This is a genomic window from Methanomassiliicoccales archaeon (genome assembly GCA_013415695.1).
GTDB lineage: Archaea > Thermoplasmatota > Thermoplasmata > Methanomassiliicoccales > JAAEEP01 > JAAEEP01.
In genome coordinates this window covers 70,732-94,015 of the sequence record JAAEEP010000003.1, presented here as the reverse complement: position 1 = coordinate 94,015, position 23,284 = coordinate 70,732, and the positions used below count along the sequence as shown (strand labels likewise).

Sequence of the window (23,284 nt, the reverse complement as noted above, 5' to 3'; positions counted from 1 at the left end):
AGAACAGCCAATAATTGACCGATTGCCTCAAGTGCATGCTCGATGAACCACTGATGTCACGCATTGACGAAAATTGTACCCAGGATCCTTGTCAAGGCAGTCAAGGGAGCAATTATTCATATCAGGAGCGGATAACAAGTATGGAATGTCACTGAGCGATGTTGTCGAGAGCCGAAGAAGTTACTTCAAGATAACACATGGCAGTCTTTCTATCAGTGTTCCTTACAGCATTTTCAAAGGAAACACCGCAGTGCTCGATCCGAAAGGTGTCGAAGAATTCCGGGACCTCCTGGCCTCAAGGTACCCTTGGCTTTCCAGGTATGCTCTGGACATTATCGTGGAGAATGCAAGGACTGGAAGAGAGCAGAAGCTCTTGGAGACGCGGTCCGTTGCCCAGAGGGCAAGGGATCTATTGGAGAGGGGATCTATTGAACATTCTCTCGGTCTGCTAGACAAACACATCAAGGAATGCCCTGAGGACGCTGAGGCGCTCTATGTGAGAGGCGAGGCCCTCTGTCGAGTAGGGCGTTTGGAAGAAGGGTATAGCTGCATCTCGAAAGCTAGACTACTCTCAAGGAGTTGAGTCAACTTCCCATTGATCGAAGAAGGCGTTGATGGCCTCGGTGACCTCTCTCACGGAAGCGCCCCACTGAACCACAACTATGTTTTCATCTATCAAGTGGTCTGACTTCACCTTACAGCATTTCACGATCGTAGGGATCCCATCTCTGGGCGCCAGGTCCCAGGGGCATATGTTGACGAGTCCAGGTTCCTTTTTGTATATGGACCTGAAGATCCTGGCCGATAGGTCACACCCTATCAGGTCGGTCTCGATGTCCAGCTCTGGTGTCTCATCCAAAAAGAAATACCTCTTGTCCGAGCTCATGTTTGATGCCTTACAGGGGAAAATCACTCCCTCATTTTTCACACCCTTTGCCAGCTCGTTGAGATCGATCTCCTCCAAGATTGGGAGAATTGGGAGGTCGATGTAACCTGATGCAAGGGCATTTTCAACTAGGCAGGATAGTTTCGAAGGGCTAGGGGGTACGGTATCAAGCACCCTGAGCTTGATTGGCACAATGTCTTTGACGAAGGAGACATGGTTGAACATCCCCTCCACGACCACTACCTTACCAGCATGCTCCTCTGCCAACCGCGCAAGATGAGATGGATTCAGCACATCCACTCTCTCATCCTTTACAAAGACTGTGTTATTTGGAAGGGACACTATCTCAAAACCAATTATGGGTTTGAAGAGCTCCTTGGTATTCTCTTTCATGACCCGGACAACGGCCATATCCTCACCGTTGACGAGGATCAGGTGATCCGTCCTGGTGTATGCCTTTCGCCCTTTCATCTGATGGGCGATCTCCTCTGCATCGAGGTCGAAGTCCACCCTCCTCATTGAAACGTCCTTGCAATGGTCCGGGATCATCACTCTCGCATCGTATCGAGACTATATTTCTTTATTCGGTCATCGAGCCTGCGGATGATTGATATATGACCAGGAAAAGATTGATAATTGATAACTCGATATGGGCCATCAGACGCCGGGATGACAGAGCGGCTATGTGGCGGACTGCAGCCCACGTGGTGGATATCCGTACACCCGAGTTCAAATCTCGGTCCCGGCCCCAATAATTTCCCCCATCTTTTGAATCCTTCTGTTCGACCCAAAGTATTTTCTCCGAGTTAGGTCATGATTGTGAACAACATCCAACGAAGCTGGGGTGAAGTCATGGAAAATAAGATGCTGATGCTTTTATGTGTTGACGGATCAGAGAATTCAAACAGAGCGGCCTCTTACCTGGCCAGATTGGCAGCATGCTCCAACATCAAGGTCACTTTGCTCCATGTAGTGCCAGAGAAGAAGGCGATTGAACATCTGGATGATAACCAGGAGATTCGAAGGAGTGCCATCGAACATCGAATTGAGTTCGCGGTCAACGCTTTGAATGATGCCAGTGTCGATTACATCGAGTCCATTCAGATAGGCGATCCGGACGAGGTGATCGTCGAGATGTCAAACAAGTACGATGGCATCGTTATGGGTTACAAGGGCCATGGAGTGATTGAGACTCTCTTCATGGGCAGTGTCACTGAGAAGGTAATGAAGGAAGCCAAGAAACCTGTCATCCTTGTGCCATAGACGCAGTCCTGGGGTGTATTGATGATATTTAACTCGATCTTGGACACGGTCGGAAATACTCCGGTGGTGAGGCTGAATAAACTTACTGCTCCGGGCGACGCCACCGTACTTTTAAAGATCGAGTCCTTCAATCCCATGCATTCGGTAAAAGACCGAGTCGCTCTGGGCATGATAGAAGATGCCGAGGAAAGGGGGGAGCTGAAATCCGGAATGACGGTAGTAGAACCTACTTCTGGAAATACGGGTATAGGATTAGCAATGGTTTGCGCGGCCAAAGGATACCATCTACTAATAGTGATGCCCGAGAGCATGAGCGAGGAGCGGAAGAAGCTGATGATGGCGCTTGGGGCAGAGTTGATCCTGACCTCGGCGGAAGGTGGAATGAATTCGGCGGTAGAGAGAGCCAAGGAAATAGTCGATTCCGATCCTAATACCTTCATGCCACAGCAGTTTGAGAATCCAGCAAACCCGGAGGTGCACGAAGAGACAACATCCAAGGAGATACTGTCCGATGTGCCAAATCTGGATGCGTTCGTGGCTGGAGTCGGCACAGGCGGGACGATTACAGGGGTCGGACGCGCCCTCAAGAGGGCCTCTCCTGGAACATTGGTGGTGGCCGTTGAACCAGCCAGGTCACCTCTGCTCTCTCAAGGAAAGTCGGGTTCTCATGGTATCCAGGGAATCGGAGCTAATTTCATACCGAGCATCCTCGACATGGACGTTGTCGACAGAGTCATTACCGTTGACGATGAGGACGCGATCGACTGTGCCAGGAAGTTGGCAAGGGAAGAAGGCATAATGGTTGGAATTTCTTCTGGTGCAGCACTGTTCGCCTCTTTGGAGATCGCACGAGAGCTTGGACCTAAGAAGACCGTTCTCGCGCTTCTTCCAGACGGTGGAGAGAGGTACCTATCAACTCCGCTTTGGTCTGATATTCCTCTATGAATTGGGCAATTTCTGATCGATCGCCTACATTTATTTGATAGTATCCAGCCTATGCATTTGTGTATTCATCGAGGGGTTGGGTTGGTGTTGCGAGTGCAGAAAGAGATACTATACCCAGTCATAGAATTGAAGCCAAAAGATATTAGTCCACATTGCTATTTGAGACTTGACTCCAATGAGCTGGAAGGACGATGTCTACACAGTCCTTGAAAGGGACCCAGCACCTCGCTCGTTCAAGGAAGCCATGTTCTTTAGCCAGGGCGTTCACGCTGTCATCATCTATCGTATTTCCCATCGCTTCTGGAACGATGGGAAGATAACCATAGCGCGGGCTCTCAACTACTTCGCCCATTTCCTCACGGGGGCCGACATCCATCCTGGTGCCCAGATAGGGAAAGGGTTCTTCATCGATCACGCAACGGGAGTAGTAATCGGCGAGACGACCGTGATCGGGGACAATGTCTCTGTGTTCCAGGGGGTAACGCTGGGTGGCGTGAGCACTTCTAAGGGAAAGAGACATCCCACCATCAGAGATAATGTGGTAGTTGGTGCTGACGCCACCATACTGGGCAACATAACCATTGGGGAGAATGTCAAGATCGGAGCCGGCTCTGTCGTGGTAAAGGATGTTCCGCCGGATTCCACAGTCGTAGGGGTGCCGGGTAAGGTTGTCAAGCGACAGGGTGAGAAAAAGGTGGACCTCAGGCACGACCAGATTCCCGACCCTATTCTGGACGCAATGAAGGACATGGTTGACACCATCCACAAACTCGAGCACAGGATCTCTGTCCTTGAAGAGGCCATTGATAAGGATAAATGATTCTTATCTCCTGGATGAATCTCGTTTGCTAATAGCAATCCAGATATGGCGCATGAAAAATGAGATATAATTGGAACAATCTTCGCATTCTGAGGCGAAGGTGATGACCCTGAAGATGTACAACACGCTCTCGAAGCAGAAAGAAGACTTCAGACCAATTGATGACAACAAGGTCAAGATGTACGTCTGCGGAATGACGGTGTACGATGACATGCACATGGGTCACGCACGTTCCATCGTGGTCTTCGATATGATCGTCAGATACCTTCGATGGAAAGGTTACGATGTCACCCACGTAACGAATTTCACGGATATTGATGACAAGATCATAAACAGGGCGGCGGAGGAAGGCATCCCCGCCCTGGAGCTGTCCAAGAGGTACATAAACAAGTACTTCGAGGATGTGAATTCCCTGGGCGTCAAGAGAGCCGATATCTACCCGAAGGCATCGGAGTGCATCCAGGATATAATCGACATGATCGCGAAGATAATGGACAATGGTTATGCTTACGTTGCGGAAGATGGCTCTGTCTATTTCTCAGTGGACAAAGTCGAAAACTACGGTCGTCTCACCGGCCAGAAGCTGGAAGACATGGTCTCAGGAACCCGTGTCGACATCGAGGATGGAAAGCGGAATCCCATGGACTTCGCACTCTGGAAGGCGGCAAAGCCCGGGGAAGTGGCCTGGGATACCCCTTGGGGAAAGGGCAGGCCCGGTTGGCACATCGAGTGCTCGGCTATGTGCTCAAAGTACCTTGGAGACCTCATAGACATCCACGGGGGCGGTAACGATCTGATATTCCCACATCATGAGGATGAGATTCTTCAGACAGAGGCTGCTACTGGTGAGAAGCTTGCAAATTACTGGCTTCACAACGGTATGCTTCAGATCCAGGATGAGAAGATGTCCAAATCGTTGAAGAACTTCTTCACGATCAGGCAGACACTTGAGCGCTTCAGTAAGGAAGAGGTCAGATTCTACCTGCTCAATACCCATTACCGTGGTCCTCTGAGCTACAGCGATTTGGCTCTTGAGGAGGCAGCTTCTTCTCACAAGAGACTTCAAAATGCCTATTTCGAGCTGAAGAATGTGGCAGAGAACGGAGTGGGTGAAGAAGACGCAGAACAGCTTGTGAGCAATGTGCTGATAGAATTCGAAGAGAACATGGACGATGATTTCAACACCCGAGCGGCTATTTCTGCGATTTTTGAGATGGTGAGGGAGCTGAACAGGCTGATCTCCGAAGACCGGCTCAGCAAGAAGGGTGCTTCGAATCTACTCGAAGCACTTGAGAACATGGACGAGGTACTGGGAATACTTCCCTCCGAGAGCACCACATCAGGCGAGGCAGACGCTATCGTGCAGATACTGATAGATATCAGGCAGGAACTCAGGAAGAGAAAAGCGTTTGACCTGGCTGACGAGATCAGAGACCGTCTCGCTGAGAGTGGGGTCAAGGTTGAAGATACGGCGGAGGGAGTCAAGTGGAAGTGGACTTGAACAGTGTTGCCTACAAGAAGGCCGTTTTGATCACTGGAGGCTCCATCAAGGTCCCTGAGAACTTCAAGCCACCTTTCAGACTGAGCAGATCGACCGCTGGACCAGGAGCGGGGCATCCCTCCATTGTGATCGGTTTTAAGGGAACCCGGGTGAAGAAGGCCATCTCCAATGATAAGGGGGAGTTCGAGCTGGTTGGGAACGTGACTCCATACAAACTTCTCTGGAAGGGAAAACCCTTTCTGGAAGAGGTGGAGATCCAACCGGTTCTCTATCATGCGCCTCAGCAGGCGTTCTTCAATCTGAGTCAGGAATGCATCTACGACTGCAAATTCTGCAATTCACCAAGACTTGAAAAGGATTATACAAAGAATCTGGACCCCGAAAAGGTAATTGGCATGATACTTGAGGCCTCAACCAGGCCTGATTTCAAGGGAGTGGCACTCACAAGCGCCGTTCCCGACGATCCACATAAAACCGTCATGAGAATGGCTTATATTATCAGTGTCGTGAGGGAGAAGCTGGGTCCTGAGGTTCCCATCGGGGTTGAGCCTTATATCGATGATTTCCAGGACATCAATCGGTTGAAGGCGGCCGGGGCCGACGAGATCAAGATCAACATCGAGACTTTCGATCAAGAAATCTTCAAGAAGGTCTGCGGAAAGATGAATTTTGAGCATATTGTCAAGGCCATCAAGTTCGCCGTATCCGTTTTTGGGAGGGGAAACGTCTGTTCGAATATCATATACGGTCTGGGAGAAACGGACGAAAACGTGATCGAAGGGGTTGAGTTCCTGGCCAAGATGGGCTGTGTCGCTACCCTCCGAGCTTTGAAGATCGACGACAGGAACAGGCCAGCGCTGGAGGAAACTCTCGGCCTTCTAGAGCCCGTTACCCCAGAAAGAATGGTCAAGCTAGCTCAGGAAGCCGAAAATGCATTCATCATCTATGGTATGTCCCCATTGAAATTCAAGACGATGTGCCATGAATGCACCTGTTGTGATCTGGTACCGTTCAAGGATCTCTGAATCAACTAGTAGGAGCCAGGATAAGAGTTTAGGTTCACCGAAATATTAAATATTAGGCATGCCTATTTTCTGTTGATGGTCAGTGAGAGTACAGAGGATTATCTCGAAGCCATCTACGTCTTGACCCGGCGACATCAGGCTGCCAAGACCAAGGACATAGCCCAGAAGCTCAAGATCTCCCCCGCGAGTGTGTCCGAGATGCTGGGAAAGCTCTCGGAACAGGGTTACATTCACTACGAGAAGTACAAGGGAGCAACATTGACCGATATGGGCATGAGGGAGGGAAGGAGGGTCAGGAGAAGACATCGTCTCCTGGAGAAGTTCCTCACAGAAGTCCTGGGAATTAAGAGAGATAAGAGTCATGAGGAAGCCTGCCGTCTCGAACATATTATTTCAGATGAATCAATGAAGAAGATATGTCAGATGGTGCAGGAACCCAGTACTTGCAGGTTTGAAAAACCTTTCGAGGAATGCAACGACGACTGCGAGATCTGCAGAGGAGAACCGACCATTTCTCTGAGTGAGTTGAGTGAGGGGGAAGAGGCCACGATTACCTATCTCATCTGTGAACACCCAGGCAAGGTAAGGAGACTCATCTCGATGGGGTTTGTTCCAGGGAGGAAGGTGAAGATGGAGGAGGAGATTCCGATGGGCGGCCCCCTCCTCGTTATGCTTGACGAGTGCAAGGTCGCACTGGCAAGGAATTTTGCGGACCTCATCCACGTTAGAAGGTGATCAGTTTGAGGATCGCCCTTGTCGGCAACCCCAATGTCGGAAAATCGATGCTTTTCAACCGTATCACCGGAGTAGGGGTCATTTCCTCAAACTATCCCGGGACAACCGTCGAGATATTCGAGGGAAAGGTGACCTGCAAGGGTAAGACGATCGAGGTCGTTGATCTACCTGGTACATATTCACTCTCCGGATCAAGTGAGGATGAGGAGGTTACACTTCGATTCCTCGCTGAGAATGGAGCTGACTGCGTCATTGCGGTAGCAGATGCTACAAGATTGGAGCAGAGCCTCGTTCTCATCCTGCAAATGATCGAGATGGGGTTCAGGCTGGTCGTTGCCCTGAACTTCATGGACATGGCTCGAGAAAGGTTCGAGATAGACATCGAACGCCTTTCCGAGGAAATAGGAGTGCCTTTCTTTCCGACCGTTGCTATCACTGGAGAGGGAGTGGACGCCCTCTGTGAAACGGCATGCCTCGAAGACGTTCGAGTTTCGGAATTCAAGGTACACTATGACAGCCACATCGAAGAGATACTGGACAATCTTACTCCTGAGGCTGAGAAAGACGCGGTGGATTTCCCCACGAGGGGGGCTCTCCTCAAGCTCCTAGAGGGTAACCTGTTCTTCACCGGGCAGTTCTCTGAAGAGACCAAGGCCAAGGCAAAAGATCTCACCGAGGGTTTCAAGAAGCAGCATGAGGAGACCATCGATGTCCATATCGGCCGTGATCGATACGGGGAAGCCGGCAAGATCAAATCAAATGTGGTCAGGAAGATAGAAAAGCCTCCTGGTTTGAAGGAGAAGATATCTCGGTTCACACTCCAACCAGTGACGGGACTTCCCCTTCTCGTTCTGATTCTGGCTGGTATCTTTCTTTCTGTAGTCTATGTGGGAGGTGCCCTCGAAGGGCTGATCCTCGATGCATATCATGCCATTGTGGGCAATTTCTTCCAAAACCTCGCGGACCTCATTGGCGGGAAAGCGGGAGAAGCTATAGCCGAAGGCATCAATCTGAGTATCCAGGCCATATTGGCCATCGTCATACCTTACATCCTAGTATTCTATCTTATTCTTGGAATCTTGGAAGATTCAGGTTATCTGCCCAGGGTCGTGGTCATGCTGGATGGTCTGATGCATCGTATCGGACTGCATGGAAGGGCAATCATTCCCATGATCGTGGGCTTGGGATGCAATGTACCGGCAATTCTTGCCTCAAGGGTCATTGATTCCAGGAGGGAGAGGCTGATACTGGCGGTGATCACGGTGGTTGCCATACCGTGCTCAGCCCAGACCGTGATCATCATTGGAACCGTCGGCCACTATGCTGGACTTGGCTATGCTCTGGGCATCTATCTCATTCTTTTTGGACTTGTCCTTGTGCTTGGTAGGTTGATGAACAAGTACATGAAGTTCGAACCAACGAGTCTAGCCATTCAGCTTCCTGATCTGACCATCCCGAGGGCAAAGAACGTGCTCTGGAAAACATGGGTCAGAGTCTCAGAGTTCTTCCTCATAGCATTCCCACTTCTACTGGTTGGAAGCATCGTACTCGAGTTCCTGATGGTATACGGTATCCTTGACGGCTTGGTCGAGCCCTTCACATGGCTTACCGTCGGACTTCTGGGGTTGCCAGCGGTCACAATTATCGCACTCATCTTCGGAGTACTCAGAAAGGAGATGGCCCTTCAGCTGCTGGTAGTGTTGTTCGGAACTACCAATCTTGCTTTGGTACTCGATCCCCAGCAGATGTTCGTATTCGCTTTGGTGATGGCCACCTTCATGCCCTGCATTGCGGCGTTCGCCGTCCTTAGGTCAGAATTTGGTATGAAGGACGCGATGAAGATAACCCTTGGTTCCATAACCATAGCCTTTACTCTGGGGACAATATTCAATTTCATTTTACAGGTATTCGGATGAATCAACGATGGGAGTAGACCGCTTTCACAATCGGGGTTGTCTGCTCGATCATGCAGAAACCGAAGCGCTCGAACTGGACCACTTCTCCAACTTCATGATCTGGTAATGACTCTGAAACACCTTTCTTGATGATCCCATCTGGCTCTATGACCTCGCACCTCGGCCCGTCAACTGTTGTCCAGTGCACTATCCTGGCTCCTTCTTTTACTATAGAGAGGTCATTGCCGATGTAACAGGCTTTTCCGTCAACGTATTCCAGGTTGCAGAGGTCCTTCAACCTTATCCTGCCATTCTCTACCAGTAGGCAATGGTCCTCAGGTGTAAGCAGTATCTCGATAGGATCACCATGGAGCTCAGTGATCCGTGCTCCTCTCTCAGGATGATCAGGATGCAATGGCGCCCTTGACGTCAGATCGTTCACCCCTTCTATCCTGATCTTTACTGGGTTCCAGACGAAGAAGTATCTGTTGGCCTCCGGATCCACAATCTCCTTGTTGAAAGCGTAGAGGTTCTCCCATGAGAATTGGATGTCCACGTCCTTCATGCCTACATCCACCCAGTATGCTCTTATCGCCTCCGGTTGAATCCCCCTTCGCCTGAGCGAGCGGAAGGTTCCCAGACGCACATCATCCCAGCCTGTGAACTCCCCCTTGTTGATACCTTCCCTGACGACCGAGGTCTTCAAGACAGCCTCTGGAATGGAAACGAATCCGTAGTGGTGATACCAGGGCATTTTCCATCCCAGATAGTTGAAGATATACTCCTGCCTCAGAGTATTGTTGAGATGATCCTTACCCCTGAGCACGTGTGTAAGTCCCAACGTATGATCATCCACTGCAACACTGAGATTCATCATTGGGTAAGCGTGATATCTATCACCTGTTCTTGGATGGGGTTTGTCCACGATTCTAAGACCTATGAAATCCCGGATAGCGGGGTTTGGATGACGGAGATCGGTCTTGATGACCACCACGGCCTCTCCCTCTGCGTAATCTCCAGCGAGAATTCGTTCGTATGATTCAAGCTGTTCCTCTATAGGTAAGTCCCGGTGAGGGCAAGCTCTTGATTTCTCCTTGAGAGACCTCCAATCCTCTGCCTGGCAATAGCATATGTAAGCTTTACCTAGTTCTAGCAGTTCCTTCGTTACTTGGTAATATAGTTCGAATCTCTCGCTCTGAATGATTGTTTCGTGGACATCGACACCCAACCATTCGAGGTCCTCGGGTATCATCCGATAAGCTTCTGGATCAATCTTGTCTGGGTTGGTATCCTCCATCCTGTTGATGAATTTGCCATTGTATCTCTTCACGTACTCATCATTCAGGATGGCCACCCTGGAATGGCCGATGTGCAAAGGACCAGAAGGCCCAGGAGCGAATCTCATGACCACCTTTCCGCTCTCAGCGCCGGGCAGATCTGGAAGACGGGATGCTCTTTCCCCCTTCTGCTTGACGAGAAGGGAAGCGTCTATCTCCCCCAGGGCCTTTATCCGATTCTCGGGGGTCATTGAATTGATCTCATCCACAATATCCTGTGTCAGTGACATTAGCTCCTTGGCCCTTGGTCTCAGCTCTGGGGTTTCAGCCAACACCTTCCCCACGACTGCCTTGGGATTGGCCTTTCCCTTATACAGTACCGCATTCTGGAGAGCGTACTTCCTTATGATCTGCTCAGTATCCTCGGCCATCAAACGGCCATTCACGATTGACCTATTGTAACTTTCGATGGCCAGTTAGGTCTTTGAAAGGATGGCCGCCTGTACTATCTATTCAAGGCTGACCAGTTCTACCCTCAACTTCCCAAGAATCGAATTGAATTTTGTGATATCTTGAATGGGTGAAGAAGGATTCTCAAGCCAACAAATGAATGGATGATTAATATACCTCTGAGTGGGATTCGGGAACCATGTCCCTAAGGGCTGCCATCACAGGATCGGAGGAGACGATCACGGTGGAGAATGAGGTTTCTGTTGACCTTGAAGCAACCCGGATCATGCTCGAGAACCCAAAGAGCCCCATACACTTCCTCAACCTCAACGGTAATGAGGCGATTGCCAACCTCTGGACCGACAGGACGAGGATTGCCAAGGCACTAGGTATGCAACCCGGAGAGATTCTTGGTAATTTACTCAACGCTCTTTCCTCTCCGGAGAAGACCGTGGAGGTGGATGATGCCCCCTTCCGACAGAATGTGATGGAAGACTTTGATCTCAGGGATCTTCCCATTCCCAAGTTCTTTCCTGGGGACGGCGGAAGGTACATAACCTCGGCAGTGGCCATTGCCGAACAGGACGGGAGAAGGAATCTATCTTTCCACAGGATGATGCTTCTTGACGATAGGAGGTTCGCCATCCGCCTTGTGCCAAGGCACCTTTTCACAATGCATCGTATCGCTATAGAAAGGGGAGAGGATCTTCCTGTGGCATTCTGCATAGGCGTATGCCCGTCCATACTTCTGGCTGGAGCTTCTTCCGTAGACTTTGGTCAAGACGAGATGGAGATAGCGAGCGCCTTGAGACGATCAGGTCTGGGACAGCGGGTAGAAATCGCCCGTTCCAATGGAGGTCTTCCAGTACCTGCTTATGCCGAGTACGTTCTAGAAGGGCGCATTACCTCACAGACGACTAATGAGGGCCCCTTCGTAGACATCACGGGCACTTACGACCGGATTAGGGAGCAGCCGGTGGTCGAAATAGATCGCATTCATCACCGTGATCATCCCATATTTCACATCGTTCTTCCGGGAGGACTGGAGCACTATCTGCTCATGGGCATGCCCCGTGAACCGATCATATTCAAGACGGTCAGGCAAGTGGTGCCACGTGTCCACGAGGTCAGACTGACAGAAGGGGGATGCTGCTGGTTGCATGGCGTCGTATCCATTACCAAGAACAAGGAAGGTGATGGGAAAAACGCGATAATGGCTGCCTTCACAGGTCACCCCTCCATGAAGAAGGTGACGGTGGTGGACGGGGATGTTGACGTATACGATGATCAAGCGGTAGAATGGGCGGTGGCAACCAGATTCCAGGCATCAAGTGATATGGTCGTTATCAACGACGCTGCCGGGTCCTCTCTTGATCCAAGCTCGACTGGATTGACTTCAAAGGTGGGCATTGACGCTACCAAACCTATGTGGACCGACGAGTTTGACAAAGCCATCCTCTAGTGTGTCCAGCGGTCTCTGTCAAGATCGATGGTCTCTTCTCTCTTAGGCCCGATCCCTAGTATCGTGGCCTTAACCCCCGTCTCTTTCTCAATGAACGCCAGGTAATCCCTCATCTCCATGGGAAGGGCATCGATTCCCTTGCGGGCGATATCGATCGAGCTCTCTTCCCAATCTTCCCATCCATCCATCTCCGTCATGATGGGCTCGACCTTTGCCAGCCGGTTCAGGCTGGCTGGGAAATATCTGGTTTCCTCTCCATCTATCTCGTAGGCAGTGGCCACCTTCACACTCTCCAACCCGTTTAGGACATCAAGTTTCGTGACAGCTATTTGACTGATCCCGCTCAACCTGATGGCGTGGTTCACTATGACCAGGTCCAACCATCCGCATCTCCTGGCGCGGCCTGTTGTGGTCCCGAACTCTCCGCCCTTTCTAAGGAGATGCTCTCCCAGGTCTCCGTGTAACTCAGTGGGGAATGGTCCGCTGCCCACTCTTGTCGTGTAAGCCTTGACTATGCCCACGATCTCGCCAATCGCTGTGGGAGGTACTCCTGCTCCAGAGCAAATGCCTCCAGAGACGCAGTTGGACGATGTGACGAACGGAAATGTACCATGATCGATATCAAGCATTGTTCCCTGGGCACCCTCAAAAAGCACCTTGTGGCCCTTGGAAATGAAATCGTTGATCAGGACCGAGGTATCTGTAATGTATTTTCCGTAAGATTCACCGAAACCAAGTAGGTCCTTCATTACCTCATCACGATCCGGAACCTCCCCCCCCAGGATTTCGATTAGCTTCTCCTTGATTACATGAAGCATGTCTAACCGTTCTGACAGATAATCCGGTTCCAGAAGGTCGCCAACCCTGATCCCATATCGGGCGATCTTATCGGCGTAGCAGGGGCCAATACCTCTTCCGGTAGTGCCTACTCCTTTCTTGCCCCTGTAACGCTCCTCCGCGCCGTCCAGGATCTTGTGATAAGGGAGGATGACTGCAGCCCGGTCCGAGATTCTCAGGCCCTCCACGCTCCTTCCGGAGGAGACCACCTGTTCTATCTCCTCTCCCAACTCCTCCAGGTCACATACGACACCGTTAGCTATGACTGAAACGGTTCCCTTTCTGAGTATGCCTGATGGAAGTAAGTGAAGTTTGAACACCTCGTCCCCGATTCCTATGGTGTGTCCAGCGTTCGTTCCCCCCTGGAACCTGACCACCATATCGGCATCCTCGGCCAGATAATCAGTGATCTTGCCCTTTCCCTCGTCACCCCATTGGGTCCCTACGACAGCCAGAGTCGGCATTTAGTCACCAGTTAGCCATAATGCGAGGAATAGATAAATGGTTCGCTACAGGTCATACTAGTTCCTTGAAGGAATCGAGCAATTCATCGAAATCCATTTCGGTCTTGAATCCTGTTGGGGAGAAATGCGTGCGTGATACATTGCCTCTTTCTCCAAGTTTCTCGAGAATCGCGTCCAGTGGGGGAGGGGACATTCCCAATATGGCAGAGACCTCGTCGCTATCGTAGAAGAATGGAATATCCAGCTCATTTCTCCAAGTCTCTAGCATCTTCTCCATCCTCCTCGGTTCTGCGAGCTCTATACCAGACTCCATGGAGCCAAGAATCAATGGATCGAATAAGGGACCGATCCACAACGGTCCATAATTCGTCGGTCCGGGATCTTTAGACAGAGTTCTCCTGCCAGTTTCAGTCTCATATTCAATAAAGCCCAGTAGATCCAGGCTCTTATCCGCACTTCCACCGCCTTCTCTCATCTTCAGATGGACGCGGAAATAATGGTCTGCGTAGAAACATAGTATGGGATCGACCCCGCGATCATATTTTGCGGCTTCTCTGACAATATGTCCAATGAGTATGCGAAGGCCGACCTCGTGGCCGAACCTGCACCTCAGAGGTCTGGCTCCATATCTTCGAACGCACTTCTTGGGATAGGTACCGGCAAGCGGGGCGGTATCAGTCGCTGTAGCCGCAAGGATTCCGTTCCTCTTGCATCCGATTATCGCCGAATGGAGATAGGGCACGGGAGAACCGAAAGGGTCGATATCCACGTAGTCGAACACTCGCTTGGTCAAGAGACATCTCAGATCTTCGTTGATTGGGGAGGCATTCTCAAGATCATTCAGCTCAATATTCCTTTCGATTATCTCATAGGCCTCTGGTACCGCATCGTTTATCCAAATATCGAAACCGCCTTCCGCCTCGTTCGCGATACGGACACCTCTGGCACCGGTGCCTGCCATAGCATCAAGGGCGGTTCTTCCCTTAAGATCGAGGGCGGGGAACAGGCACACGGAAACGTCCCTGTTGAACCCCATTTGCCTGTTATAGAAGACCTTGCCGACCCTTTTTCCAGGGCCGTTAATTGAATGGTCTTCAGGGATCTCCAATTTCGTTTGTCCTTCTCTGATTTCGATTCTTTCAAGAAAAGGACTCACAGCAGTTCTCCCTTCATGAGTTTCATAATCTTGTATGGGAGAAGATTCCTGTTTATTGGTGTAACTTCTAAAATTCGAACATCATCTCTTCTTCTAATATCCTGAAGAAGTGGGTTTCTGGATTTCTTGTGAAGTGTTAGGATGATTGGTTTTTCAACTTCCAAGGCTTCCTTGACTGCCTTCACGAAAGATGGGCTCTCAACTTCCATTCTTCCCACCTCGTCTATTACAATGACATCTGATTCCCGACTAGCTCTGCGAAGAGAAGCGACTCCCACCTCTTCCAAGGCATTAAGGTCCACACCGAACTTGCCGACCATGAACTTGCTCTGGATATCAACATGGGCCAGGACCGCTTTTTCTTTTGTTTGCCAATCTATCACATGAAATCCAGTTCGTTTCTTGTCCTCTATGATGGGCTGGGTTATCATTCCACCCACCTTCAGCTCCTCTGCCTCAAGCATCTCAATAACTTTAAGCAAAGCATGGGTCTTCCCCGCTCCGGGAAGACCAGTAATACCTATCTTCATGCCTCGATTCATATAAATTCACCGTAAAGAAAGCAAGATAATCGTCTCCCCTCGGAACCTCAAACCAACGCCATCCGATATGCTACTTCTTCTTAATTATCTTTGTGCAAGAAAGTAAATCCCTGGGTGAATGAAATTCGAACCCATCACCGTTAATATCAGATCGGCGGTAGATCAGCGATAGGGGCGACTCATTCAACCGCTCAATCAAGTATCTCCTTGATGTACATCAAGGGATAGTTCAATTCCTCGATATATCGCATCACAGCGATCACGAGAACCTCATCCACCTTGATAGTGAGCTCAACACTGATCATGCTCCCGGTAAGGCTCTGGTAATCGAACTTATTCTTCTTCTCCCTAAGTTGGGTTCTATCGATACACACCTTGACTTTCTCGACGAACGGCTGCACCATGACTCCTTCCTCGATGGCCTTCTCCAGGCTAGCGACATTCGACGATGCTACCGGTGTTCCAACGAATTGATGATAGATCGTCCCCAACTTGATTCCAGCCTCGAAAGCTGCTCGTTCCCTTATATCGCATTGGAAGTACTTGGAAGCCAATTCTTCCCGTCTGGACATAGGATTTACCTCTTTTCATCTATCGAAGTCGAGATTATTTTAATTAAACTATCTGGTGATTAGGGGCTCAACATGCAGATTTTGTTCAAGGGGTTCGAAAATGATTTTCGCGTCAACGACTACACAACCGTGCTCCTTAACGATTACCGGGTTCAGATCGATCTGATTGATGTGCTCCTCGAGTTCGATTCCCATATCTGAAGCCTCAAGGAGGATCTGCTTGACAGCCCCCCTGTCGGCCTTTATTCCTCTGAATCCTCTAAGAAGCTTCCCTGCCTTGATTTCGTCCATCATCTCATCCGCGTCCTCCGGGGTTATGGGAACCTTCCTGAAGGAGATGTCCTGATAGAGCTCGGTCAACACGCCCCCCGTTCCGAACATGATGATGAGGCCGAAAACCGGATCCTTGAGTAGGCCAACAATGAACTCAGCATTTCCTTCTTCCATTGATTCGACGAGTACCTGCCCTTCCGGAAACCTCCTCTCAATGGTGTCGAAACGTCTTGTCAATTCTTCCCAGTCCTTGACATCGATGAACACTCCACCTTGATCTGTCTTATGGAGTACGTTGGGCGAACTGACCTTCACTGCCACCGGGAATCTTATACGAAGCGATGCTAGCTCTTCCCTTTTCGGCAGGAGGAAATTCGTTGTGGGTATTCCCCATTCCCTCAGCAATGATTTGGCCTCTGCCTCCGAGAGAGTTGTTCTCCCATCCTTTCTCATTCTGAGGATGTCCATTTTCTTGACCACAGTCAACCCACCGTTCATTCCTCTCTGTTCTTGCCTGATTCGAATTTCTTTGCGAGAACCTGCTTTGCCAGCGCGCTTCCCAGGCGGAAAGCCTTCTTGTTCATCTCCTTTGTTCCATGAGGTGATATGTCACCAAGCGCCTCGTAGATGGCCTTCTTGGTAATGATGCCAGAGATTTCCACAAAGGCACCGAGCATGATCACATTGGCCACTATCTTTGCCCCCAACTCCTCTGCCTTCTCGGTAGCTGGAATTATGTAATGCATCAGATCGGTGTACCCCTTGATTTGACCCTTGTCCAAAATCACCAACGTGCCTGGTTTCGTATCCTCGATATACTTATCAAAGGCATCTTGAGACATTAGGACAAGGAAGTCCGGTTTTTCTACAAATGGGTATGAAGACTCATCGTTGGTGACTCTGATATCACATTTTGAGGCTCCACCTCTCGCCTCAGGACCGTAGGATTGGGTTTGGTATGCATAGTACTCCTTGCCGTGTCCATTCTCGTAGAGAGAGAATGCCCGGGCTAGAGCAATTCCGGAAAATATGATTCCCTGACCGCCTTTGCCGGCAAACCTGATTGAAATGCCTTCGCCCATCCGCCAATACAATGGTTCTCAGGGTAGATTGTTTTTTTCATTGGCCTCTGTTAGGCAAGGGTTTTATCCGAGCTTCGGCATGAAGAGGACATGCTTATCAGGGCAGAGGGAGTGGCCAAATCGTTCGGACCAAACCAGGTTCTCAAGTCGATTAAGCTCCAGATCAACAGAGGAGACAGGATAGCTCTGATAGGCATCAACGGATCTGGAAAGAGCACCCTTCTTCAGATACTCACAGGAAAGTTGAAACCCGACATGGGAGAATTGATCATCAAGACCGACAAGGTTGGGTATCTTCCCCAGATGCCCACCTTCAATGGTGATGAGACGGTGTTGGAAGCTGTGAAGGGAGCTAGCATCTCGTCTTCCCTCTCACAAAGGATCGGGGAGCTGGAGAATATGATGTCCTCTGGCATTCCGGAGAACGGGCTTACCTGGGACGACATTGCGGAAGAGTACGGGCACCTTAGGGGGCAGATGGACCGTTTCTCAGGAGACCTCAACTCCAGGGAACGTGACATTCTCAAGCGAATGGGAATCGACCAGGAAATGCTACTGAAAAAGACAGCTCAGCTCAGTGGTGGAGAAACGACCAAGGTGATGCTGGCCAAGGTCCTGCTGAGGGTTGAGGATTTTGATCTCATTATCCTCGATGAACCAACTAGCCATCTTGATATATCCGCGGTTGAATGGTTGGAGGACTTCCTTCTGAAGCTCGACTGCACTCAGATCGTGGTATCTCATGACAGATACTTCCTTGATAACGTGGTGACCAAGGTGGTCGAGCTGGAAACGGGGAAGCTGAGAGCGTATTCTGGTAACTACTCCTCTTTCACCGAGAAGAAGTCCTTGGACGTGGAGAGACAGTGGAAAGAGTCCGAAAAGATCCGCATCGAGAAAGAGAGGCAGGAGAGAGTAATGGAGGATCTCCATCGACGGGAGTGGTTCGGCACGACTCACAAGACTCGTCAGAAGATGATCGATCGAATGGACCAGGTGGAGAGGCCGTTCAAGGACAAGGAGATCATGATCGATATCGGGGTCAGCGGTAAATCTGGCAAGAATATGATACTGGCTAAAGACCTTCAAGTCCGAAGAGGCAGGAACGAGGTTCTCAGAGGGCTTGATCTCTCCTTGGAGACCGGGGACAAACTTGGTATCTTCGGACCCAATGGCTCAGGGAAGACGACCTTGATCAAGGCGGTTCTTCAGGAACTCTCCTATAAGGGGGAGATGTGGATCGCTCCTGGGGCGAGGATAGGGTACTATGCTCAGGGACACGACATGCTGAGCAATACCATGACACCAGAGGAGCAGCTATTGAAGATAATGGGCGAGGAGGAACGGCTCACCGTGAGAAGGCTATTGGCAAAGCTTCTTTTGACGGGAGAGCTGGTGGAACGCCCCATCGGCACCCTTTCTGGCGGTGAGAGGGCAAGAGTGGCCCTGGCTGTTCTCATTGCAGATCGTAGGAACCTTTTGATCATGGACGAGCCAACTAATTACTTGGACATTCCAGCAAAACACTCCGTTGAATCGGCACTTTCCGAGTACCCTGGTACACTTTTGATAGTAACACATGACCGCTATCTCATGGATGCCGTGTGCAACAAGGTTGGCCTTCTGCGCGATGGGAGGTTGGATGTCCATTTGGGCAACTATTCAAGTCTGAAGGGTAGGGCGATTCAGTCTACAAAGGTAGAAGAGGCTCTGGTCTACAGGGTAGTATCGCCATTCACAGAATGGAAATCCAGAAGGAAGTACCAGCCTGGAGAGCGTATAACGATTTCCGAGAGCGAGATGGATAGATTCCAGTGGGCTCTTGATACCGGGAAGATCAAGCGGATTCCCGGAAAGGAGATGAAGCGGGTCAGCTCCTAGAATCGATGAAATATTATCCAATGACCGCCTTCGGGTCATCATGGCAAAGAAGGTTCATGCTGCACATATCCTCGTCAAGGATGAAGTCCAGGCCAAGAATCTGATGGCAGAACTCAAGTCTGGCGGCAACTTTGAAAATCTGGCAAAGAAGTTCTCAACGTGTCCATCCGGTAAAAAGGGTGGAGACCTTGGCTGGTTCAGTAGGAATCAGATGGTCCCTGAGTTCGAAAAGGCCGCGTTTGGGGGTCGGAAGGGTGACTTAATAGGCCCCGTCAAAACACAGTTTGGCTGGCATGTCATTAAGGTCATAGATACGCAGTAGACTGTCACGCGAGCGTTCGAAGATTGGTGATGGAGGTTCGATTCACCATCACTCAGTCTATTCATTTTTGGAAACTCTTAAGTGCCGTGAACAATCATTTGTGCCTAAGGAGTGAGAACATGGTGGATTTGCCAGAAGTTGTAGCCAAGACTATCAACGATCCGAACGCGGTCAAGGTAGTTGCGACCGTATCGCCAGAGGGAGCTCTGCACGCCATCCAAGTTGGTGCAATCGTGGCTCCACAACCCGGAGTCATAGCGATTGGAGCGATCCTGATGCAGCACACATCGAAGAACATGGAGGAGATGCAGAAGAAGGGTCAGAACGTTGCGATTATCATGGCTAAGGGGACGGAGTCGTATCAGGTCAAAGCCAAGATCCAAATTTATCAGACCGAGGGACCTGTTTTCGAAGCAATGAATGAGAAAGTCAAGAGTCTGGGTCTACAGGTGCGCGGTGTTTGGATACTGGAGCCTGAAGAGGTGTGGAATCAGAGTGCCACCTATGAAGCTGGAAAGAGGATGATTTAAGGGCAACCATCCAAACCCTTTATTTCTCTATTTTTAAATGAGAGGTATTGACATTCAAGTCAACGCTCTGAAGGGTTACTTATAGTGAAATATTGGATAATAGGACGTGAGCCCCCTCGTTCGCAAGGCCATAGCATTTTCCTTGGTGCTGGTATCTTTGTTCGCCCTTTTCGCAGGAATGGCTTTGAGCGACGAGGGAGGATCCAGCACCGGGGAATCCATTCTTCCCGCCTTCCAATCCACAAAGGATCTTATCAACCACATAGCCTCTCGTCCTCACACAGGGCTCGTATATAGCGAGGGAAATGGCCTGGAGATTGATGATGGAGAGAGCAGTCACTCGGAGACAAATATTCAGGTGGAAGGCGTTGACGAGATGGACCTGGTGAAGACTGATGGGTCTCTCCTTTTCATTGCCAATTACAATGGAGTCAACATTATCAAGGCCTACCCGGTTGAGAACCTCTCAAATCTCTCGTTCATTCCCTCATCCAGCTTGATCGAATTGCCTCAAGACAGATATATGGTCAGTCCTCAAGGAATTTTTCTTGATGGAGACAACCTTGTGGTAATCTCCGCGATACACGACTGGAGGCCGATAAACGAGTTGGAAGAAGCAATAGGGGCCTTCACTTCGATAGGTGAAATGACCGCGGTCTCATTGTTAGATGTTTCTGATCCATCAAACCCTGTTCTCGAACGAAGCTGGGGAATCTCTGGATATCCCGTTGCAGCCAGAATGGTAAGCAGCGTCGTTTATGTGATAAGTCAAGATTGGATATGGTTTACTGACGAGGTCCGGCTTCCAAGGGTAATGAACGGTAGCGTTGTTTTGGAATTAGATGGAAGCAGCATCCGCTACGACCCCCTGGGGGACCAGAGAGACGGTTACATCAATATGATGGCAATAGATATGAATTCATTCGAATTCGAAACCCTCTCGATCCTGGCAGGTTGGACTTCGACGATCTACATGTCCCACACATCGATCTATCTCTCGATGAGGAACTGGGAGCCGATCCCATTTCTTGTGTCAGCAGTTCAAGCAAATGAGGTATCCTCTAATGTTTTGAGCTCTATTTTCTCAATAGAGTTTTCGGGAACCTCTATGCAGCCGGTGGCCAAGGGGGTGGTTCCAGGCTGGCTTCTGAACCAGTTTTCCATGGACGAATACGAAGGGTATCTCAGGGTGGTAACCACCACTAGCTGGGAGCCACCGGAAAACTGTGTCTACGTTCTCGATCACTCCCTGAATGTCACTGGCTCTCTTGCCGGTATTGCTCCTTCTGAGACTGTTCAGGCCGCCCGCTTCTACGGGGATGTCTTGTACCTGGTAACATTCGAGAGGGTCGATCCTCTTTTCGTCATTGATATGGGAGACCCATCGAATCCAGTCGCATTGGGTGAGCTGGAGGTTCCAGGATTCTCTGCCTATCTTCATCGCATCAATGATGATCGTGTCATTGGCATAGGGATGGAGAACTCAAGCGTGAAGATCGCGATGTACGACGTATCGGATCCCTATTCACCGATTGAGGTGAGCAGGTACCTTGTGGAAGGGGAATATTCCTACACCGAAGCGATGTGGGACCATCACGCGGTCCTCATCGATGTCCAGAAGGGGCTTCTCGTCATTTCTCTCGGATATTTGAATTCCTCGTCCGAAATGTGGATCCATGGTAACGCCGTTTTTGACATTTCCGATAGCGAGGTGACTTTGAGAGGTATCATTGATGTTGGAGATCGGAGCTGGAATTTGAGATCGGCTTACATCGATGATATGCTTTACTCCATTTCGACCACTATGATCAAGGTTATTGATATTTCGGAACTTTCGGAGGTAAATCTCTTAGTGTACCAAGCGCAATCGGGTTACTGGAGAGCGGACCCCGAGGTCGGCATCTTTGTATCGCTGGAGTGATTCGAAGGAGGAGCGACCTTGACTGATGCAGATCTAAACTCGAATTTGGGGTCCCTCATTCCAAGGGGATCACCAATGCGCGTAGAGCTGGACAAGAAGGCGTTATTCGCCCTAGCATCCGACACCAGACTCGAGATATTGAAGGCTCTGAATCCCATGAGAAGAACGGTGACCCAGCTGTCACAATCACTGGGTATCGATAAGGCTGCGGTATACCGCCACCTGAAGAAGCTCGAGGAGGGTGAGTTGGTCAAGCGATACGAGGATCACGGTTTCGTCTACTACGGGTTGACATGGAAGGCCAGGGACCTTCTGGACCCAAAGGAGAATACCAAGATAGTGATACTGATCTCATGCGCATGGGCTCTACTTCTTGGAGCCATCATCGTCTTCGCTTTTGTTTCCATCACTCAAAATGGAGATATGGAAGCCGCAACAGGGGACGGCTATGGGGGAGCGACAGACAACACGATGGAGTCCACGCTTCTGATCTTAGGAGGGGTCGTATTGGGCGGTGCAGGACTGTATCTTGTTGGTAGGATTCTTAGATCCATGAGGAAACCAAAGCAAGCACCCCTTCCTGGTGAAAATGAAGGCGAGGTCAATTAGCGCTGAGTCCTCTGGATCCCCATGCTTGGAGGAAGGAATCAACACATCATACCTGGGCAGCCTTCGCTTTTCCACATTCCGAGGTAATATTGGGAATCTTCTTCACCCTTCTCATATGTTCGAGAATCAGATGAGAATATTTCGAAATAATAATAAGGTCGGATGGCGAAGACATATTGGAGATGGAGATGGTTGAGCTCAATACAGAATTCAAACCCTCACCCCGGTTCAAGAGCCTATATTTCATTTACCTGACAACCATAGTTGTAGTACTCTTTCTGTGGTGGCAGATACTGCTGATTTTCTTCGTTCCATGGTGGATTTGGCTGGCTTTTTTCATGCCAGTACTGGTAGTCACATTATTCACAGCCTACTGGATTCCGAAGTTCTGGCAGAGCATGGTGTATACTCTGTCCGCTACGGAGATCAATTGGAATAGAGGCGTATGGTTCAGGAAAACAGGGATTGTGCCCTACAACAGAATCACGAACGTGGATATCAGCCAAGGTCCTATATCCAGATCACTTAGGCTGGCCCACTTGTCAGTTCAGACGGCTGGTTACTCGGGATCATCACAGAGCGGAATGATACGGCCTGAGATAAGATTGGAAGGTATAGAGGCATACGAATCCCTGAGAGACCAGATCATGGATTTTGTGAGGAGAAAGAGACCTGAGGCAACCGAAACGCACTTTGATGAAGAACAGAATGGTGAGAGGATCGTCCTTGAGATAACCAGGATCCGTGAATTGCTGGAAGAATTGACCAAACAGAAATGAATACTGGTGAGAATGAATAACTTCGAGGCGCAGGTGGACCTCGTGACATCCAGTTTT

General features: G+C 49.9%; 23 protein-coding genes and 1 tRNA gene. 16 read left to right on the top strand and 8 right to left on the bottom strand.

Annotation, left to right across the window (positions count from 1 at the left end):
* Positions 1-145: 145 nt before the first annotated feature.
* The gene (locus GKC03_02275) at positions 146-583 is read left to right on the top strand and encodes a hypothetical protein (protein NYT11361.1); all 438 of its coding nucleotides are present in this window, start codon (positions 146-148) and stop codon (positions 581-583) included.
* On the opposite strand, the gene GKC03_02270 is transcribed toward GKC03_02275, so the two are convergent.
* Entirely contained in the window at positions 572-1,435 is an 864-nt protein-coding gene (locus GKC03_02270; GenBank protein ID NYT11360.1) for a hypothetical protein, read from the bottom strand. The genes GKC03_02275 and GKC03_02270 overlap by 12 nt on opposite strands.
* A 114-nt stretch (positions 1,436-1,549) precedes the next feature.
* On the opposite strand from GKC03_02270, the gene GKC03_02265 reads away from it, so the two are divergent.
* The 8 genes from GKC03_02265 to feoB all read left to right on the top strand — a co-directional run bounded on the left by GKC03_02265 (position 1,550) and on the right by feoB (position 9,091).
* Positions 1,550-1,637, top strand: a tRNA-Cys gene (locus tag GKC03_02265).
* Between the two features lie 101 nt (positions 1,638-1,738).
* Positions 1,739-2,149, top strand: a complete 411-nt coding sequence (locus tag GKC03_02260; GenBank protein ID NYT11359.1) for a universal stress protein — start codon at positions 1,739-1,741, stop codon at positions 2,147-2,149.
* Between the two features lie 21 nt (positions 2,150-2,170).
* On the top strand, positions 2,171-3,094 hold the full coding sequence (gene cysK / locus GKC03_02255; protein ID NYT11358.1) for a cysteine synthase A: 924 nt from the start codon (positions 2,171-2,173) through the stop codon (positions 3,092-3,094).
* Between the two features lie 175 nt (positions 3,095-3,269).
* Complete coding sequence (cysE, locus tag GKC03_02250; GenBank protein NYT11357.1) at positions 3,270-3,914, top strand: serine O-acetyltransferase; 645 nt, start codon at positions 3,270-3,272, stop codon at positions 3,912-3,914.
* Positions 3,915-4,017: 103 nt separating this feature from the next.
* Positions 4,018-5,415 (top strand): cysteine--tRNA ligase, encoded by a 1,398-nt coding sequence (locus GKC03_02245; protein NYT11356.1) that lies wholly within the window; start codon positions 4,018-4,020, stop codon positions 5,413-5,415.
* On the top strand, positions 5,400-6,440 hold the full coding sequence (locus GKC03_02240; protein NYT11355.1) for a radical SAM protein: 1,041 nt from the start codon (positions 5,400-5,402) through the stop codon (positions 6,438-6,440). The genes GKC03_02245 and GKC03_02240 overlap by 16 nt, the downstream gene beginning before the upstream one ends.
* Before the next feature lie 75 nt (positions 6,441-6,515).
* Complete coding sequence (locus GKC03_02235; GenBank protein ID NYT11354.1) at positions 6,516-7,175, top strand: metal-dependent transcriptional regulator; 660 nt, start codon at positions 6,516-6,518, stop codon at positions 7,173-7,175.
* 5 nt (positions 7,176-7,180) lie between these two features.
* Positions 7,181-9,091 carry a ferrous iron transport protein B gene (gene feoB / locus GKC03_02230; GenBank protein NYT11353.1) on the top strand — a complete coding sequence of 637 codons (1,911 nt, stop codon included), beginning with the start codon at positions 7,181-7,183 and terminating at the stop codon, positions 9,089-9,091.
* Position 9,092: 1 nt separating this feature from the next.
* Here feoB and GKC03_02225 read toward each other — a convergent pair whose 3' ends face one another.
* Positions 9,093-10,778, bottom strand: a complete 1,686-nt coding sequence (locus tag GKC03_02225) for a glutamate--tRNA ligase (GenBank protein NYT11352.1) — start codon at positions 10,776-10,778, stop codon at positions 9,093-9,095.
* Between the two features lie 218 nt (positions 10,779-10,996).
* On the opposite strand from GKC03_02225, the gene GKC03_02220 reads away from it, so the two are divergent.
* On the top strand, positions 10,997-12,259 hold the full coding sequence (locus GKC03_02220; GenBank protein NYT11351.1) for a UbiD family decarboxylase: 1,263 nt from the start codon (positions 10,997-10,999) through the stop codon (positions 12,257-12,259).
* Here GKC03_02220 and GKC03_02215 read toward each other — a convergent pair.
* From GKC03_02215 to GKC03_02190, 6 genes are all read right to left on the bottom strand, one after another.
* Positions 12,256-13,560 carry an adenylosuccinate synthase gene (locus GKC03_02215; protein NYT11350.1) on the bottom strand — a complete coding sequence of 435 codons (1,305 nt, stop codon included), beginning with the start codon at positions 13,558-13,560 and terminating at the stop codon, positions 12,256-12,258. The two genes, GKC03_02220 and GKC03_02215, sit on opposite strands and share 4 nt — an antisense overlap.
* Before the next feature lie 52 nt (positions 13,561-13,612).
* Positions 13,613-14,668 (bottom strand): tRNA (guanine(10)-N(2))-dimethyltransferase, encoded by a 1,056-nt coding sequence (locus tag GKC03_02210; protein ID NYT11349.1) that lies wholly within the window; start codon positions 14,666-14,668, stop codon positions 13,613-13,615.
* Positions 14,669-14,712: 44 nt separating this feature from the next.
* Complete coding sequence (locus tag GKC03_02205) at positions 14,713-15,258, bottom strand: NTPase (GenBank protein ID NYT11348.1); 546 nt, start codon at positions 15,256-15,258, stop codon at positions 14,713-14,715.
* Between the two features lie 191 nt (positions 15,259-15,449).
* Complete coding sequence (locus tag GKC03_02200; GenBank protein ID NYT11347.1) at positions 15,450-15,830, bottom strand: dihydroneopterin aldolase; 381 nt, start codon at positions 15,828-15,830, stop codon at positions 15,450-15,452.
* Positions 15,831-15,878: 48 nt separating this feature from the next.
* The gene (locus GKC03_02195) at positions 15,879-16,601 is read right to left on the bottom strand and encodes an acetyl-CoA synthetase (protein NYT11346.1); all 723 of its coding nucleotides are present in this window, start codon (positions 16,599-16,601) and stop codon (positions 15,879-15,881) included.
* Complete coding sequence (locus GKC03_02190; protein NYT11345.1) at positions 16,598-17,185, bottom strand: 2-oxoacid:ferredoxin oxidoreductase subunit gamma; 588 nt, start codon at positions 17,183-17,185, stop codon at positions 16,598-16,600. Before GKC03_02190 ends, GKC03_02195 begins: the two co-directional genes overlap by 4 nt.
* 90 nt (positions 17,186-17,275) lie before the next feature.
* On the opposite strand from GKC03_02190, the gene GKC03_02185 reads away from it, so the two are divergent.
* The 6 genes from GKC03_02185 (at position 17,276) to GKC03_02160 (ending at position 23,227) form a co-directional block, all read left to right on the top strand.
* Complete coding sequence (locus GKC03_02185) at positions 17,276-19,066, top strand: ABC-F family ATP-binding cassette domain-containing protein (protein ID NYT11344.1); 1,791 nt, start codon at positions 17,276-17,278, stop codon at positions 19,064-19,066.
* A gap of 40 nt (positions 19,067-19,106) precedes the next feature.
* Positions 19,107-19,388: a peptidylprolyl isomerase gene (locus GKC03_02180; GenBank protein NYT11343.1), complete on the top strand. Its 282-nt coding sequence runs from the start codon at positions 19,107-19,109 to the stop codon at positions 19,386-19,388.
* Positions 19,389-19,507: 119 nt separating this feature from the next.
* Entirely contained in the window at positions 19,508-19,918 is a 411-nt protein-coding gene (locus GKC03_02175; GenBank protein NYT11342.1) for a hypothetical protein, read from the top strand.
* Between the two features lie 106 nt (positions 19,919-20,024).
* On the top strand, positions 20,025-21,839 hold the full coding sequence (locus GKC03_02170; protein ID NYT11341.1) for a hypothetical protein: 1,815 nt from the start codon (positions 20,025-20,027) through the stop codon (positions 21,837-21,839).
* Positions 21,840-21,914: 75 nt separating this feature from the next.
* A complete protein-coding gene (locus GKC03_02165) occupies positions 21,915-22,448 on the top strand; it encodes an ArsR family transcriptional regulator (GenBank protein NYT11340.1) in 534 nt (177 codons plus the stop codon).
* A 182-nt stretch (positions 22,449-22,630) separates the two neighbouring features.
* Positions 22,631-23,227, top strand: a complete 597-nt coding sequence (locus GKC03_02160) for a PH domain-containing protein (GenBank protein ID NYT11339.1) — start codon at positions 22,631-22,633, stop codon at positions 23,225-23,227.
* The last annotated feature ends 57 nt before the right edge of the window (positions 23,228-23,284 follow it).

Excerpts from the sequence above, each read along its gene's own strand:
- GKC03_02275 (NYT11361.1), top strand. The coding sequence starts at position 146 with ATGTCACTGAGCGATGTTGTCGAGAGCCGAAGAAGTTACTTCAAGATA.
- GKC03_02270 (NYT11360.1), bottom strand. The coding sequence starts at position 1,435 with ATGATCCCGGACCATTGCAAGGACGTTTCAATGAGGAGGGTGGACTTC.
- GKC03_02260 (NYT11359.1), top strand. The coding sequence starts at position 1,739 with ATGGAAAATAAGATGCTGATGCTTTTATGTGTTGACGGATCAGAGAAT.
- cysK (NYT11358.1), top strand. The coding sequence starts at position 2,171 with ATGATATTTAACTCGATCTTGGACACGGTCGGAAATACTCCGGTGGTG.
- cysE (NYT11357.1), top strand. The coding sequence starts at position 3,270 with ATGAGCTGGAAGGACGATGTCTACACAGTCCTTGAAAGGGACCCAGCA.
- GKC03_02245 (NYT11356.1), top strand. The coding sequence starts at position 4,018 with ATGACCCTGAAGATGTACAACACGCTCTCGAAGCAGAAAGAAGACTTC.
- GKC03_02235 (NYT11354.1), top strand. The coding sequence starts at position 6,516 with ATGGTCAGTGAGAGTACAGAGGATTATCTCGAAGCCATCTACGTCTTG.
- GKC03_02225 (NYT11352.1), bottom strand. The coding sequence starts at position 10,778 with ATGGCCGAGGATACTGAGCAGATCATAAGGAAGTACGCTCTCCAGAAT.
- GKC03_02220 (NYT11351.1), top strand. The coding sequence starts at position 10,997 with ATGTCCCTAAGGGCTGCCATCACAGGATCGGAGGAGACGATCACGGTG.
- GKC03_02215 (NYT11350.1), bottom strand. The coding sequence starts at position 13,560 with ATGCCGACTCTGGCTGTCGTAGGGACCCAATGGGGTGACGAGGGAAAG.
- GKC03_02205 (NYT11348.1), bottom strand. The coding sequence starts at position 15,258 with ATGAATCGAGGCATGAAGATAGGTATTACTGGTCTTCCCGGAGCGGGG.
- GKC03_02200 (NYT11347.1), bottom strand. The coding sequence starts at position 15,830 with ATGTCCAGACGGGAAGAATTGGCTTCCAAGTACTTCCAATGCGATATA.
- GKC03_02195 (NYT11346.1), bottom strand. The coding sequence starts at position 16,601 with ATGAACGGTGGGTTGACTGTGGTCAAGAAAATGGACATCCTCAGAATG.
- GKC03_02190 (NYT11345.1), bottom strand. The coding sequence starts at position 17,185 with ATGGGCGAAGGCATTTCAATCAGGTTTGCCGGCAAAGGCGGTCAGGGA.
- GKC03_02185 (NYT11344.1), top strand. The coding sequence starts at position 17,276 with ATGCTTATCAGGGCAGAGGGAGTGGCCAAATCGTTCGGACCAAACCAG.
- GKC03_02180 (NYT11343.1), top strand. The coding sequence starts at position 19,107 with ATGGCAAAGAAGGTTCATGCTGCACATATCCTCGTCAAGGATGAAGTC.
- GKC03_02175 (NYT11342.1), top strand. The coding sequence starts at position 19,508 with ATGGTGGATTTGCCAGAAGTTGTAGCCAAGACTATCAACGATCCGAAC.
- GKC03_02165 (NYT11340.1), top strand. The coding sequence starts at position 21,915 with ATGCGCGTAGAGCTGGACAAGAAGGCGTTATTCGCCCTAGCATCCGAC.
- GKC03_02160 (NYT11339.1), top strand. The coding sequence starts at position 22,631 with ATGGAGATGGTTGAGCTCAATACAGAATTCAAACCCTCACCCCGGTTC.